Source organism: Bacteroides sp. 214 (assembly GCF_010501015.1).
In the GTDB taxonomy this organism is placed as follows: domain Bacteria; phylum Bacteroidota; class Bacteroidia; order Bacteroidales; family Bacteroidaceae; genus Bacteroides.
In genome coordinates this window covers 71,716-88,147 of the sequence record NZ_QVML01000016.1, presented here as the reverse complement: position 1 = coordinate 88,147, position 16,432 = coordinate 71,716, and the positions used below count along the sequence as shown (strand labels likewise).

General features: G+C 42.1%; 10 protein-coding genes. 4 read left to right on the top strand and 6 right to left on the bottom strand.

What is annotated here, in order from left to right; translation table 11 throughout:
• Positions 1–2 precede the first annotated feature (2 nt).
• Complete coding sequence (gene nifJ / locus D0T50_RS11355) at positions 3–3,557, top strand: pyruvate:ferredoxin (flavodoxin) oxidoreductase (protein ID WP_163223648.1); 3,555 nt, start codon at positions 3–5, stop codon at positions 3,555–3,557.
• Positions 3,558–3,999: 442 nt separating this feature from the next.
• Here the strand turns inward: nifJ and D0T50_RS11350 are convergent, their stop codons facing one another.
• On the bottom strand, positions 4,000–4,629 hold the full coding sequence (locus tag D0T50_RS11350; RefSeq protein WP_163223647.1) for an HAD family phosphatase: 630 nt from the start codon (positions 4,627–4,629) through the stop codon (positions 4,000–4,002).
• Positions 4,630–4,703: 74 nt separating this feature from the next.
• On the bottom strand, positions 4,704–5,018 hold the full coding sequence (locus D0T50_RS11345) for an MGMT family protein (protein WP_163223646.1): 315 nt from the start codon (positions 5,016–5,018) through the stop codon (positions 4,704–4,706).
• Between the two features lie 207 nt (positions 5,019–5,225).
• On the opposite strand from D0T50_RS11345, the gene D0T50_RS11340 reads away from it, so the two are divergent.
• The 3 genes from D0T50_RS11340 (at position 5,226) to D0T50_RS11330 (ending at position 9,911) form a co-directional block, all read left to right on the top strand.
• Positions 5,226–7,256 (top strand): ATP-binding protein, encoded by a 2,031-nt coding sequence (locus D0T50_RS11340; RefSeq protein WP_163223645.1) that lies wholly within the window; start codon positions 5,226–5,228, stop codon positions 7,254–7,256.
• A gap of 198 nt (positions 7,257–7,454) precedes the next feature.
• A complete protein-coding gene (locus tag D0T50_RS11335; protein WP_163223644.1) occupies positions 7,455–9,299 on the top strand; it encodes a HAMP domain-containing sensor histidine kinase in 1,845 nt (614 codons plus the stop codon).
• A gap of 93 nt (positions 9,300–9,392) precedes the next feature.
• On the top strand, positions 9,393–9,911 hold the full coding sequence (locus tag D0T50_RS11330) for a DUF4943 family protein (protein WP_163223643.1): 519 nt from the start codon (positions 9,393–9,395) through the stop codon (positions 9,909–9,911).
• 116 nt (positions 9,912–10,027) lie between these two features.
• Here the strand turns inward: D0T50_RS11330 and D0T50_RS11325 are convergent, their stop codons facing one another.
• The 4 genes from D0T50_RS11325 to D0T50_RS11310 form a co-directional block, all read right to left on the bottom strand.
• Positions 10,028–11,734, bottom strand: coding sequence for an acyl-CoA dehydrogenase family protein (locus tag D0T50_RS11325; RefSeq protein WP_163223642.1), 1,707 nt, complete (start codon positions 11,732–11,734; stop codon positions 10,028–10,030).
• Complete coding sequence (locus D0T50_RS11320) at positions 11,734–12,753, bottom strand: electron transfer flavoprotein subunit alpha/FixB family protein (protein ID WP_163223641.1); 1,020 nt, start codon at positions 12,751–12,753, stop codon at positions 11,734–11,736. The genes D0T50_RS11325 and D0T50_RS11320 overlap by 1 nt, the downstream gene beginning before the upstream one ends.
• A gap of 18 nt (positions 12,754–12,771) precedes the next feature.
• Positions 12,772–13,644: an electron transfer flavoprotein subunit beta/FixA family protein gene (locus D0T50_RS11315; protein ID WP_163223640.1), complete on the bottom strand. Its 873-nt coding sequence runs from the start codon at positions 13,642–13,644 to the stop codon at positions 12,772–12,774.
• 137 nt (positions 13,645–13,781) lie between these two features.
• Positions 13,782–16,421 carry a transglutaminase-like domain-containing protein gene (locus tag D0T50_RS11310; protein WP_163223639.1) on the bottom strand — a complete coding sequence of 880 codons (2,640 nt, stop codon included), beginning with the start codon at positions 16,419–16,421 and terminating at the stop codon, positions 13,782–13,784.
• Positions 16,422–16,432: the final 11 nt, after the last annotated feature.

The following is a 16,432-nucleotide window of genomic DNA, read 5'->3' as shown; positions in this document are numbered from 1 at the left end:
TTATGGCTAAACAAAAAAAGTTTTTAACATGTGATGGTAATCAGGCAGCTGCGCATATCTCGTATATGTTCTCTGAAGTTGCTGCTATCTACCCAATCACCCCTTCTTCGACTATGGCAGAGTACGTAGACGAGTGGGCTGCAAAAGGTCGTAAAAACATCTTCGGCGAAACAGTATTGGTACAAGAAATGCAATCGGAAGGTGGTGCCGCAGGTGCACTTCACGGTTCACTTCAGGCAGGTGCGTTGACTACTACGTACACAGCTTCTCAGGGTCTGTTATTGATGATCCCGAATATGTACAAAATTGCCGGTGAGTTGCTTCCTTGCGTATTCCACGTATCGGCTCGCGCATTGGCATCTCATGCACTTTCTATCTTTGGTGACCACCAAGACGTTATGGCTACTCGCCAAACAGGTTTCGCTATGCTTGCCGAAGGTTCTGTACAAGAAGTTATGGACCTTGCCGCTGTAGCGCATCTTTCTACGCTTAAAGCTCGCGTTCCTTTCGTAAACTTCTTTGATGGCTTCCGTACTTCACACGAAATCCAAAAGATTGAAGTACTCGAAAACGAAGATTTGGCTCACCTTATTGACCAAAAAGTATTGGCTGAATTCCGTCAACGCGCATTGAACCCCAATGCACCTGTTGCTCGTGGTATGGCCGAAAATCCTGATGTTTATTTCCAACACAGAGAGTCGTGCAATTCGTACTATGATGCTGTTCCTGCTATCGTAGAAGAATACATGAACGAACTTTCGGCTATTACCGGACGTAAATATGGCTTGTTTGACTATTACGGTGCAGAAGATGCTGACCGTGTAATTATCGCTATGGGTTCAGTAACAGAAGCTGCTCGCGAAGCTATTGACCACATGCGTGCCGAAGGCGAAAAAGTAGGTTTGGTTGCCGTACACTTGTACCGTCCATTCTCTGCAAAACACTTCTTGGCTGCTGTGCCTAAAACTGCGAAACGTATCGCTGTTTTGGACAGAACAAAAGAACCGGGAGCAAACGGCGAACCACTTTATCTGGACGTAAAAGACTGTTTCTATGGAACAGAAAACGCGCCGGTAATCGTAGGTGGTCGTTACGGTCTTTCTTCAAAAGATACTACTCCTGCTCAAATCATCTCTGTATTTGAAAACTTGGCATTGCCCGAACCAAAGAATCACTTTACCTTTGGTATTGTTGATGATGTTACATTTACCTCTCTTCCTCAAAAAGAAGAAATCGCACTTGGTGGCGAAGGAATGTACGAAGCTAAATTCTACGGATTGGGAGCTGATGGTACAGTAGGTGCTAACAAGAACTCAATTAAAATTATTGGTGATAACACTAATAAATATTGCCAGGCATACTTCTCGTACGACTCTAAGAAGTCGGGCGGTTTTACCTGCTCACACCTTCGCTTTGGCGACCATCCTATTCGTTCTACTTATTTGGTAAATACACCTAACTTCGTAGCTTGCCACGTACAAGCTTACTTGAAGATGTATGACGTAACACGTGGTCTTCGTCCAAACGGTACATTCCTTTTGAACACCATCTGGAGTGGAGAAGAATTGGGTAAGCATTTACCTAACCGCGTAAAACGCTACCTGGCAAAGAATAACATTACAACATACTACATTAATGCTACTGAAATTGCAATGGAAATTGGCTTGGGCAACCGCACCAACACCATCTTGCAATCAGCATTCTTCCGTATCACTCAGGTTATTCCGGTAGACTTGGCTATTGAGCAAATGAAGAAATTCATTGTGAAGTCTTACGGAAACAAGGGCGAAAGCATAGTAAACATGAACTACGCTGCAGTAGATCGTGGTGGCGAATACAAGCAACTTACTATTGACCCAGCATGGGCTAACTTACCTAACGACGAAGTGGAAGCTAACGACAATCCGGCTTTCATCAACGAAGTGGTATTCCCTATCAATGCACAAGACGGAGACTTACTTCCGGTATCTGCATTCAAAGGTCGCGAAGACGGAACATGGAATCAAGGAACTTCTCAATACGAAAAACGCGGTGTAGCTGCTTTCGTTCCTGAATGGAATCCTGAAACTTGTATTCAATGTAACAAGTGTGCATACGTTTGTCCTCACGCTGCTATCCGTCCGTTCGTACTGGATGCCGAAGAGCAAAAAGGTGCTAACTTCCCTTCATTGAAAGCTGTTGGTAAGCAATTTGCAGACATGACATTCCGTATCCAAGTTGATCCACTAGACTGTTTAGGTTGTGGTAACTGTGAGGATGTTTGTCCGGGTAATCCTAAGAAAGGCGGCAAAGCTCTTTCTATGCAACCACTTGATACTCAATTGGCAGAAGCTGCTAACTGGGATTACTGTACAAAACAAGTGAAGACTAAACAACACTTGGTAGATGTAGCATCAAACGTGAAGAACTCACAGTTTGCTACACCATTGTTTGAATTCTCGGGAGCTTGTTCGGGTTGTGGAGAAACTCCATACGTGAAGTTGGTAACTCAGTTGTTTGGCGACCGTCAGATAGTAGCTAATGCAACAGGTTGTACCTCTATCTACTCGGGTTCTGTGCCATCTACTCCTTATACTATGAACGATGCAGGACAAGGTCCGGCTTGGGCTAACTCACTGTTCGAAGACTTCTGCGAATATGGTTTAGGTATGGAGCTGGCTAACAAGAAAATGCGCGAACGCATTATTATCTTGATGAACCAGGCACTTGCTTCTGATAGCTGTCCTGCTGAAAACAAAGAGCTTTACACAGCATGGATTGAAAACATGAACGATGCTGAAAAGAGCAAAGAGTTGGCAGCGAAGATCATTCCGATGCTAGAAGCTACAAAAGATAAATGCGACATCTGCAAAGGTATCTACGATTTGAAACAATACTTAGTAAAACGTTCACAATGGATTATCGGTGGTGACGGTGCTTCGTATGATATTGGTTACGGTGGTCTTGACCACGTGATTTCTACCGGCGAGAATGTAAACATCCTGGTACTCGATACCGAAGTTTACTCAAACACAGGTGGACAATCGTCAAAAGCTACCCCAGTAGGTGCAATCGCTAAGTTTGCTGCTTCGGGCAAGAAAATTCGTAAGAAAGATCTTGGTTTGATGGCTACAACTTACGGCTACGTATATGTTGCTCAAATCGCTATGGGTGCCGACCAAGCACAAACTTTGAAGGCTATCCGCGAAGCAGAAGCATATCCGGGACCATCATTGATTATTGCTTACGCACCTTGTATCAACCACGGTTTGAGAGCCGGTATGGGCAAATCGCAAGCCGAAGAAGAACGTGCGGTAGAAAGTGGTTACTGGCATTTGTGGCGTTTCAACCCAGCTTTGGAAGCCGAAGGAAAGAACCCATTCATGCTCGACTCTAAAGAGCCCGAGTGGTCTAAGTTCCAAGACTTCTTAAAGGGTGAAGTTCGTTACACTTCATTGTTGAAACAATACCCAGCCGAAGCTGTTGAATTATTCCAAGCAGCCGAAGCAAATGCAAAATGGAGATACAACAATTACAAACGCTTAGCAAACCAAACATTTGGTGATGCTGCCGAGTAATTAAGAAGTTACTTCAATAAATAGAATCAGGGATGTGCCGAAAGGTGCATCCCTTTTTTTGTTTCTTATATGGTGGAATTACTTTTTTGACTATGGCTGACGAGTCATGAGCCATAGGCTGACGAGTCATGAGACTATGGCTGACAGGGCACGAGCCATAGGCGGACAATCATTGAAGCTATGGCTGATAACCGAAGAAGTACAGGCAGCTTATTTTCTCACTGATTTTCACTTCGTTTCTCACTGATTTTTTGATCGTTTCTCACTGATTTTTGATGTAAAATACACTGAGAAATTCCCGTGAAGAAGCTGTGAAGGATAAAAGAGAGGGTCTTCACACGTAACTCACTCACCAGCATAAAGTTACAGCGTTTTGTGAAGGTGAAGACCTATTCCATCAAACTCCATTTGGAGTATGTATTACTCTATTGGGCGGATAATATTAACGAGATATTTCCTGCAACAAGCGGTCTAAATCTCCCGTCCAATCCGTGCCATTAATTGGCTGCAGAGTAAAGAAACCAAGTTGTTTTCCCATCTCTACATTAGCAGTTCCATCGTCAATAAATACAGACTCGGCAGGATTTATACCATCATTTATTAAGATATCGAAGATTTCTTTATGCGGTTTCACCACATCGAGTTGATAAGAAAGATAGAGCTTATCAAAGTAAGCATCGAGCGGTTTGCCAAGCTCTGAAAAATCTTCACTTCTTGCCCAACTCATAATAAAAGGATTGGTATTGCTAAGTATATAAAGGTTATATCCCTGCTTTCTTAATTTTTCCAGATATTCTAAGCGATAGACAGGCACATATGTAAAAAAGCCCATCCATGCCTCTTTTGCCTCTTCCATTGTAATTTCTTTTCCGGTAAGAGCACTTAGTTTGGCACGAAATTCTTCCGCGCTAATGCTGCCATCTTCTACTTCGAGGAAAATACCGTTTTGATGATATTGGTCTAGTAAATCATCCGCATTTGCCACGCCCACTTTTTCAAAAGCTTTTACTGCGCTAGTGCGGCTTATATCGCCTATCACTCCACCAAAATCGAAAATCAAATTCTTTATCATCTTTTATTATTTTTCCTACAAAGGTAATGAAAGTAGAACGCAATATCAAACAAGTTTATTTTTTGCCAAATGTATTATATTTCTTTCCACCTCCAACGAGATTTATCCATATCAACCGTACCATTCCGTCTGAAAATAACACCTTCGTTGAGCAATAATTGTCGTTGTTCTTCCCAGCCGGGAGCTAAACGTCCTTGCGCATTCACCACTCTATGACAAGGCAAGCTCAATCCTTCAGGGACTATTCGCAACGCACGCCCCACCATTCTGGAATAAGCAGGTTTCCCCAATAACTCAGCAATCTCACCATAAGAAATCACCGAGCCGGAAGGAATTACCGTTAACACTTCATATACTTCCCGAAAGAAAGTCTCTTTGTCTATTTTCATTATCAAACATCATACGTTAAAATTAACTTCTCAAAGTTCAAAAGCAAGCGTTCGTTTTTCCTGAATTGAGTCCATAAAGAGCGTAAAAACATATCATTAGCACAAAATAAGTCATAATTCATCATAAACATTCAATGTTTTTCATCAAAATATTGTTTTTATTACAAAAACAGCACTATATTTGTTTGCCGACAATAACAGTCTAATATGAGTACATTGGGTTATCGATTTCGTTTTGTTTATTTATTTTTATTAGTCTTTCTTCTTCATTCATTTGCATGTAACGCGTGGGCGCAAAAAACGCCACAACAAGAGAGAGAAGACAGCATTTTGAATATCTACAATAAAAAATGTGTGGAGTTAGTTGCCGACCCCATTGTGTTGTCTGTATCAGACACATTTTTCAATTTGGCAAAACAGTACAACCGCATCCATGAGCAATCCGTGGCTTTGGTGGCAAAGTTGGATCACTACTACTATGGTAGCAATCCACACAAGACCGACAGTATCATTGCCTGGGTAAACCGTGTTAAGCGACATGCAAAAGAGACACACGACCAGAATGCATATTATTTCGTATGGGGACAGCGTCTTATTAACCATTATATTGGCCGGGGCGAATACCATATTGCCTTATTTGAGGCTGAAAAAATGATGAAGGAGGCCGAAGCCGAAGAGTATATGGAAGGGATTGCCAATTGCTACTCTTGTATGGCAAACATTTACACAGCCAAAGGAATTACAACAAAAGGTGTAGAATTCTTGCAGAAAGAAATAGACCTGTTCGAGAGCCATGAAGGTCTCAAGAGATTCAACATTTCATTGCATTACAGTGATGCAGCCAAGTATTATATAGAACTAGGGCAAAAAGAAAAAGCACCTGCACTCTTGAAGCGCGCCACGGAACAAGCCCAAACCAACTATCATCGCGTAACTGCAAAGATGGCTTACATCCTGTTATACTTAGCTGATAATGATATCGCTTTAGCCAGCAAAACACTTAAAGAGTGCGAAGAACTCTTTGAAAACGATTTGAGGTTACAACGTCATAAAAGCTATCTCTATGAAGTAGAAATGACCTATTATCGCCACATTAAAGAGTACGACAAAGCACTTGCCGCACTTCAGCAAAGGGTGGACTTAATCAAAGGAAAAAGCGAAACCAGTACGCTTACCCGAATGGCAAGACCACAAGCCGACATTTATTGGGAAATGGGGCAGAAAGAAAAAGCCGCAGAATTATACCGCACCTACTTAGATGTGCTGGATCAAGATAAAATACACAACGAAGAAATTACCACGGCAGAATATGCCACACTGCTCGATATACAAAAAATCAATGCCGAAAAGAAAGAACTGGAGATGCTTTCGCAAGAAAGAGAGTTGCAAAATGTACGTATCATTGTATTCTTCTTGGTTACTTTGTTGGCTCTTATCATTTTCTTCCTATACAAACAACGGAAGTTGAACCGACAATTAAAAAAATCGAAAGACGAACTATTAGAGAAAAACATCATCCTCGAAGCTGCAGAGAAAGAGCTGCGTATAGCCAAAGATATTGCCGAAGAGAGCAGCCGGATGAAAACTATTTTCATACAGAACATGTCGCACGAAATACGTACTCCGCTTAATTCCATCGTAGGATTCTCGGCAGTACTTGCCGGTATGTTTGCCGAAGAGGATGAAGATGTACAAAGTTTTGCCAAATTAATAGAAGATAATAGCCAGTTGCTATTAAAACTAATCAGTGATATTCTTGAGATATCTGCGCTTGATGGTTCGGAACAAGGATTCCCACTATCACCAGTGGACATCAACACTTGTTGTGAAGAGTGTGTCAAAGCTGTAAAATCAGCTACAAAAGAAGGAGTTAGTGTTGTATTTAAATCGAACTATCAGAGTCTAACCACTGAAAGTAATCTCGAAAAACTGTCACTTGCTCTTACTAATATACTTAGCAACGCTGTTAAGTTTACCGAACAAGGAGAAGTAGTACTTTCGTGCGAAGTTGAAAAGAATAAAATTCTCTTGAGTATAACCGACACAGGCGTAGGAATACCCGCAGAAAAGCAGGAGCAAATCTTCGAACGTTTTGTGAAATTGAACGAATTTGTACAAGGAACCGGGTTAGGACTTCCTATTTCCCGGATCATTGCAGAAAAACTGGGTGGCAGCTTGATTTTAGACAAGAATTACACAAATGGAAGCCGATTTGTATTAAGTATCCCGTTAAAATAAAGTGAAATTCAAAGCATGCAAAGAAATAGGATTATCATATTTATATTATCTGTTATATTCCTACTACCAATCAATGTCGTTGCACAAAGCAAAAACGAGATTGCTCCTATAGATAGTGCGATATATGCCTATTATAAAAGATGCTTAGAGTTAGTACAAGATTCGATAGTGCTGTCTATGAGCGACACACTGTACCATATGGCAGAGCAAGAGGGTGACAAGCGAATGCAAGCAGTGGCACTATCCACCAAATTAGAATATTACTACTATGGTAATAACATACCCAATAAAAAAGACAGCATTATAGCTTGGGTAGACAGAGTAAAGCAGTTTGCAAAAAAAACAAATCAACCTAAATATTACTATTTCGCTTGGAGTAGTAGGCTTATTTACTACTACCTCCACATCAACAACCTTCATTTAGCCCTCAACGAAGCGGAGAAAATGCTAAGGGATGCTCAAGCAGAGAACAACTTAGATGGAATTATGACATGCTACAACAGTATGGCTGCCATTTATGAAAAAAAAGGGTTGTTATCAAGAGCTTTGGAATACACATTACTCGAAATCGAATTGTTTGAAAATAATGAAATTGAAAAATATAACATTAGTGGCAGATATTGCAGTGCAGTCGATATACTAACTGAATTAAAACAATTCGACAAAATTCCTCTTTTTTTAGACAAAGCAAAAAAGTACTCCAAAACGGACCTGCACCATTTGCAATATCTAACTCACTATATAGATTACGACATTGCCATAAACAAGCCAGAAGATGCTTATAGGAAAATAGAGGAAGCTAGCGAACTCTTCAAAAATAACAAGGCATTGGCACCACATCTTCATATATTACATCACACTCAATTTACTTACTACAGATACATAAAAGACTTTGAGAAGGCATTGTCTTATTTAGACTTGTGGAGGAGCGAAGTGAATCAACGAAGAGACAACTCTGCCAACTCTGCCTATAGTTTAAGGAAAGCAGACCTATTTTGGGATAACCATAAAAAAGCAGAATCGGCCGACCTTTACAAAGAGTATATAGAGTTCTTAGATCAAGAAAAAATTGAAGCCGAGCAAATAACTACTGCGGAGTTCTCTACGCTTCTGAACATTCAGAAGCTAAACGCAGAAAAACAAGAATTGGAGAACATTGCTCGCCAAAAGAAACTGCAACACACTCGCATCACACTGGGATTACTTTCAATAATATTACTAGTAGTAATTTACTTCTCGTATAACCAAATCAAGACAAACAAAATTCTGAAATTATCTAAGTCGAAGCTAGACAAAAAAAACAGCATCTTGGAAAAAGCGCAAAAAGAGTTGCGTATAGCCAAAGAGGTTGCTGAAGAAAACAGCCGACTGAAAACAGTTTTCATTCAGAACATGTCGCACGAAATACGTACACCCCTCAACTCTATTGTAGGATTCTCAGCAGTGTTATCGGGCATGTTCGAAGATAAAGATGAGGAAGTTAAAACTTATGCGTCGCTTATTGAGGAAAACAGCCAAGTATTGCTAAGACTTATCGACAACATCCTTACGATTTCTGCATTGGATGGTTCGAAACAAATGTTTCCTGTTGCACTTATGGATGTAAACCAGTGCTGTAAGGATTGTATCAGCAAATTTGAAAAAGAAATGCCGCAAGAAGTAGCACTGATATTCGAATCCGGCAGAGAAGTACTACGTGTTGAAAGCAATTTGGAGCATATAACATTAGCTTTAAATCACTTACTTAGTAACGCTATTAAGTTTACCAAAGAAGGTAAAGTAATGCTTACATACGACTATAACGACAAAAAAGGACTGCTCACCTTTACAGTTACCGATACAGGGATAGGTATTCCAGTAGAGGAACAGCAAAAGGTATTTGAACGCTTCTTCAAATTAGATGAATTTACACAAGGAACAGGACTTGGTCTATCTATCTCTCATATCATTGCAGAGCGATTTGGTGGAAAAGTAGTCATTGACATGGAGTACACCGGTGGATGCCGTGTTCACTTTACAGTTCCGGCTAAAGTTTGTTCCTGACGAAAAGCCAATCCTTTTAATCTTTATTAACCAACCAAGCGACATCTTTTCCCATAGTAATGCGTCTAATAATATATAAAGACAATTGCTTATATGGGAAAGAATTTGTTAATCTTATGTCTTACAGTATTCCTTTTTTGCTCATGCGAAAGAATGGAATCAGATTTCTTAAATGAACCCGATGTTAAGACGTTCGTCAAACAAATAAGAGAAGGTTCGTACAATGTGAAAGACAATTATGGCGACATCACGCTGCCCAACTTCTACTCCGACCACATACCCGAACTATTAGAGCATGTAGATGACATGAGTTCAATACCCAGTTATCCTGTGTCGCCTATCTCTTTGTCTGTTGGAAACAGGAAATTAGGGATATGTCTTCTGTGGACAATAGAGGGTATCCGGCAAGGTGTAAAATACCCTTCGTTAAGCCCTACCCTTATGGTTTACACAACTCCCGATAAACAGGATGTGCGCGAAGTTACCAATGAAGAAGCAATAGCTGTGGCTACTCTTTACAAAAAATGGTGGAAGGGTGAATACCCTTACAATATTCGCCACGATAAATTTACCATTGACCCATTGGAAGGTACGGATTATGCTTGGTTTTGATTATTCCTCTCTCTTTTAAGATTACAATTAATAGCTCTCACTTGCTTCATAGCAAAGTACAAAAAAGAAAGCGTTCGGATGACTCCGAACGCTTTCTTTTATAGAGCAAATTGCGATTATTTTCTGTAATACGCTAAATCATCTTTGTCGAACTTACGAATGAAGTTTATGTGTTTTTCAACTTCCGATTCAGCATAACGAGTGTACACCTGAGCTGAAGTACCAAAGAGCTCACTACTTCTGGAAGCATCTTGCAACAACAAATGTCCCATAATAATGTCGGCAGCCATTTCTACCAAACGACGAGCACAGAAGTCCAAATATTCCTGATCTTTTTCTTCTGTTACTTGAGTCACTGTAGCAGCATACTTACAAGCCATCTCTTTCAGACGATCTTTCAAGCCTTCCAATTCGGGAGCTACCGGCATTGCTTCATATTCGTGAATACGTGCCAGGTACGAGCCATTGGTTACATAACGAATAGCTGCCACTACTTGTAGCTGTGTAGTACCTTCATAAATGGAAGTAATACGCGCATCGCGATAAATACGTTCGCAAGCATAGTCTTTCATAAAGCCCGAACCACCATGAATCTGGATACAGTCGTACGCATTTTGGTTAGCATACTCACTACCCATACCCTTGGCAAGCGGAGTCAAACTATCTGCCATCTTAGCAAATGTTTTTTGTTCCTGACGTTCTTCGGGAGTTAGCTTACGTTCTTTAGCAATGTCATCCAAAGCCTTGTAAACATCTACAAAACGAGTGGTTTCATATAACAAAGAGCGAGAAGCTTCGAGTTTTGCTTTCATCAACGCAAGCATTTCTGATACTGCGGGGAATTCGATAATAGCTTTTCCAAACTGGCGGCGATCTTTAGCATATGCCAATCCTTCATTGTAAGCAGCTTGACTAAGGCCTACCGACTGTGCGGCAATACCTAAACGGGCGCCATTCATCAATGCCATTACATACTTAATCAAACCTAGTTTGCGATCTCCGCAAAGTTCTGCTTTAGCATTTTTATACACGAGTTCGCAAGTAGGTGAACCTTTAATACCCATTTTGTTCTCAATGCGACGAACGGTAACACCACCATTTTGCTTGTCGTAGATAAACATAGAGAGTCCGCGACCATCGCGTGTACCTTCTTCCGAACGGGCAAGTACCAAGTGAATATCCGCATCACCATTGGTAATGAAGCGCTTCACTCCGTTAAGGTACCAGCAATTATCTTTTTCACTAAAGGTAGCTTTGAGCATTACAGCTTGCAAGTCAGATCCTGCGTCAGGCTCCGTCAAGTCCATCGACATCGTTTCACCCGCACAAATACGAGGAATGAAGCGTGACTTTTGGTCTTCGTTGGCAAATTCGTAAATGGTTTCGGCACAATCTTGTAAGCCCCACAGGTTTTCAAAACCCGCATCGGCTGTACTTACCATATCAGCAGCCATCATGTAAGGAACATTCGAGAAGTTCAAACCACCGTAACGGCGAGGCATAGCCATACCCATAAGTCCGGCTTTTTTAGTTGCATCCAAGTTCAACGCGGTGCCGCTAGCATAGGTTACTCTTCCGCCTGCTACGGTAGGACCTTCATGGTCTACACCTTCGGCATTAGGTGCTACTATATCCGCACAGATTTCGCCAACAATATCCAGTACTTTGTCGTAGCTGTCTATTGTATCTTCAAAATCGTAAGGAGCGTAATCAAATTTATCTTTATCGGCATAGTTGCGCTCTTTGAGCTCAACAATTCTCTTCATCATCGGATGACCCAGATGATGCTTTAATTCGGGAGTATCTTGATAAAAGTTTGCCATTATTTACTGTTTTTCTTATAGAACTTAATCATCTTTGGAACAACTTCTTCAATCGTTCCGGTAATCACGTAGTCGGCAATTGCATTGATTGGTGCATCGGGATCGTTATTGATAGAGATTATCATCGAGCTTTCCTGCATTCCGGCAATGTGCTGTATTTGTCCTGAGATACCACAAGCAATGTAGAGTTTAGGACGTACGGTAACACCTGTCTGGCCAATCTGACGGTCATGATCCGCATAACCTGAGTCTACCGCTGCACGGCTTGCACCTACTTCAGCATTTAAGACCTTTGCCAAGTCGAACAATAAATCAAAGTTTTCTTTCGACCCCACACCGTAACCACCAGCAACCACGATTGGCGAACCTTTCAAGTTGTGCTTGGCTTTTTCTATGTGACGTTCGATAACCTTTACTACAAAATCGGTGTCGTTTACAAACTTCTTCACGTCGTGGTTCACCACTTCTCCTTTGTAGTTCGCGTCTATTATTTCTTTCTTCATTACCCCTTCGCGAACGGTTGCCATTTGCGGACGTTGTTCGGGATTGATAATTGTGGCTACAATGTTTCCACCAAAAGCAGGACGAATCTGATACAACAGGTTTTTGTAGTTGATGTTGTTCTTCTTATCTTCGTGATCACCGATTTCGAGCGAAGTACAGTCGGCAGTTAAACCGCTATGCAACGCTGATGAAACGCGTGGCCCTAAGTCGCGACCAATAACGGTAGCACCCATAAGACAGATTTGTGGTTTCTCTTCTTTGAAAAGATTTACCAAGATAGATGTATGTGGAAGCGATGTGTATGGATACAATCCCTTGCCATCAAATAAATGCAATTTATCTACCCCGTAAGGAAGCACTTGCTTATCTATATCTTTTAAATTCGTACCGATAACAATCGCTTCGAGCTTGCATCCCAGTTCGTTGGCAAGCGAGCGACCTTTTGTCAATAACTCAAGACTGACATCTACTACGGTACTTTCTTCTATTTCGCAATATACAAATAGGTTATTCATATTCTTAATCGTAGTTTGTTAGCCAATCGTATGGTTAGCCAAAAGTTCAACAATCAAATCTTCTATATCACGGTCGCTTCCACTCATGGTTTTGTTTTCCTTTGCTTGGAATACGATATTCTGAATGGTCTTCACCTTTGTTGGAGAACCCGAAAGTCCACATTGCTCCAAATCGGCATTTACATCATTCACACTCCACTCGGACAGGTTGAGATAGTCGCAGCGATCGTACAGCTCGGTATAGTCCATAGTAGCACGTTGTTTCTCGGTTACAGTTTTGGCGTGTTTGTACTTCTGTACCAACTTCGCGTTGCGCGGACGGCAAGGTGCAGCCGAGCTGTTAACCGTAAGTACGATAGGCAGCGGACCTTCCACTACTTCTACCCCACCATCGATATGACGTTTCACGGTAATTTTTCCGTTTTCTACTTTCAACACCTCTTCGGTGTAGGTTATTTGTGTGAGTCCCAGCTTTTCGGCAACTTGCGGACCTACTTGAGCAGTATCTCCATCAATAGCCTGACGTCCACCGATAATAATATCGTACTCGCCTATTTTCTTGATAGCTGTGGCAAGTGCATAGGAAGTAGCCAGCGTATCGGCACCGGCAAAAGCACGGTCGGTAAGCAGGTAACCACCATCGGCACCACGATAAAGTCCTTCACGAATAATTTCGGCAGCTCTATCAGGTCCCATTGTTAGCATGGTGATTGTAGAGCCCGGGTGTGCATCTTTCAGTCGAAGCGCTTGTTCAAGAGCGTTCAAGTCTTCCGGATTGAAGATAGCTGGAAGTGCCGCACGATTTACAGTTCCGTCGGCTTTCATGGCATCTTTCCCCACATTTCTAGTATCGGGTACTTGTTTTGCCAAGACAACAATTTTCAAACTCATGTTACTTTGTTATTTGGTATTAGTATTTTAGTAATTATTTTACCGGATGCAAAATTAAACAAACCCTTTGTTCCACAAAGAAATAAACCAAAAAAATGCACATTATTAAGACTTTTGCGCAATCTTTCAATGGTTTCTTACTTCTTAGATTGCGCCTCCAGTTTTATTATTTTCACGATATCCGATGGTATTCCAATGCTATATCCTACCGAAGAATATACCGTTCCACCATTATTGGTAAGATACAGTGCCAATGGGAAGTTGTTTGTAAACTGTACCTGAGCCGCCTCAGCAGCAGCTTTCAACAGCAAGCGGCCATCATCTTTAGCCCAAACTGTCTGTGCAGGCAGGTTTGCAAAACGATTGGGGGCAAAGGCTTTGGTCATCTTATCATCAGGAACAAGCATTACTACCGCCCCACCCCATGCTTCTATTTCCTCTTTCTCTGCTGGGAAGTCTTGCAAAATATGCTTGGTAGGTTCTTTGTCCGGATCGGCAAAAATAAGAATGGCACCCTTACCTTTACCCAATTCTTTGAGTGTGGTTTTGGTATTGTCCATAAGATAAACAATGGAATTCATATCTACCACACCTTTTACAAAGAGTAGCCCTTCGAGTTCGGGAAGTTTCACGGTAAGTGTCTGCGGTTTGTCGGGAGCTATGCTAAAGTATTGTGTAGCAATAGCCGTTGAGCCATTATTAGCACGACTGCCTACAAAAAGGCGATAGTAACCTTCGTTGAGAGAAATTGTTGCCGGAAACTTACCGAATATTGCAGCGTCATCCAGTTTTAGAACCTGAAAGTCTCCATCTTCAAAGCGTGCCAGCGTAAAGTGTGTTTCGTACGCCGGTTTTATAACATTTGTAGGATGGCTCAACAAAGTTAGATTTCCTTTGGGTGTCGCCTCGCTTATAATCTCTTCGGTATCAAACAGAACGTCAATCCACTCATTGCGCCAGTATTGCGGGCGGGCAGTTGCCGGATCGAGCCTTGAGGGGCAACCAAAAGAGCGGCACAATGCTACAAAATAAATATCCCGCGAACGGTTGTCGGCAACCTTCAGTTCGTGTACACCCTGCGGATTTTGACGACAATTGTAGTAGTTATCCTCATTCCTTATTATAATAGAGGAGTTGACATACTTTATGATATCTTCGACCGTAGCTATTTGCGGATTGGCATCAAAAAAGCGATTGAAATATCCTCTCCATGGCTGAATCAGTTCATAGCCGATGCGTGGCGAAAGTACGGTAGTCGCATACAACTCTTTAGGGATATCTGCAGCAGCGCCCCGTTGCGTATTCAAATGATCGCTTAAGTAATGGGCTGGCGTATCTCGCAAATCTTTATCGCGCAAGGAAGCAAGAAAAGCGTTCAGTTCAGGATGTGACTTCTCTTTACGCAAGAACTTTTCTATCTCTTGCCAGTTGCCTTGCGAAGCAAAAATGGTTTTCCAAACAACCTCGTGTGATAGTCCTGTTTCCGTGGCAATGATAGCCGCATATTCTTCTTTTGGGAAAGTAGCCATATAAGCATTGCGTATGGAGTCCTCGTATGCCAAGCGAACCGCATTGCCGGCAACCAACTCTGTCGGAAGCTCCTCAAAGGGTTGTTCCTTAGGAGCAGCAATGGAATAATCCTCAGTATAATCCGCACCGGGAGTCTTATCCAACACCACAGCAACGGTGTCATCACCAGGCGAAGATTTGGCATAGCCATACTTCCCGTCTTTAGAGGCCCATACCATTACATCTCCCATTCCAGTTTCAAGAATGGCACGTCCGTTTTCATCACTCGCCATTGTTACCAACGGATAGAGCTGAGCGTAGTTATAAATCTTGAATTGCACCTTTGCGCCTGCCACATGGTTACCATCAGTATCGAGTATCTCAACGTGCGCCATGCGGGTATTGGTGTAGTTAGTCAATGTATTAATAACAGAATAAAGCGGTGTTTCCACATTTTTTGTTTCGGGACCGTTATACTCTCCATACACAGTGGTATGCGTCATCATAGCACGTTTTACCGGGCCATCGAACCAAGCTACGTTCAACTTGGGCTCGGGTTCGCAAGCACCGAGGTATTGCCACTTGCCATCTATCCAAACTTCTACCCACGCATGGTTATTATCAGTATGCGCCCAACGTGGCGTATAACACTGACGGGCAGGAATGCCCACTGCCCGAAGTGCGGTGGTGGTGAAGGTAGATTCTTCTCCACAACGACCCCATGATGTTTTCATCAAGGCGAGTGGTGCGGAAGTGCGCGCGTCTGTTGCACGATATGTAACCAGTTCATGACACCAATGGTTTACTTCGAGAGCGGCATCGTACATAGAAAGGTCTTTCACCCTATCCTTCAATAAGTCAAAGAAAACATCACGGGCATCGTCCATATATTCGTTATTTACACGATATACCAATACAAAATGGCGGAACACTTCTTCGGGCATACTACTACCCCACGAGAAATAATCGCGTGCCCGAAACGCACCGTCTACTTGCCGAAGGAAATACTCACCGTTATACTCCGACAAATCGCAAAGTGGCATATAGGCATAGAGAAATTCCAATGCTTCGCGCTGTTCCGTGGTTAGCGAAGAATCCATAACGCCAAAGAGGACTTCACTTCTTCCCGCAGCCAACTCCTTGCGCTCCAAGAAATCTTTGTGTACACGGGTACGGTATTTACTGTCGGTAAGGAAATGTTTTTCTCCGCCACACGAGGCGAACAGCAGTGCCAGGCAAGACACTAAAAGGATACGAATTGATTTCATAGCACATTATT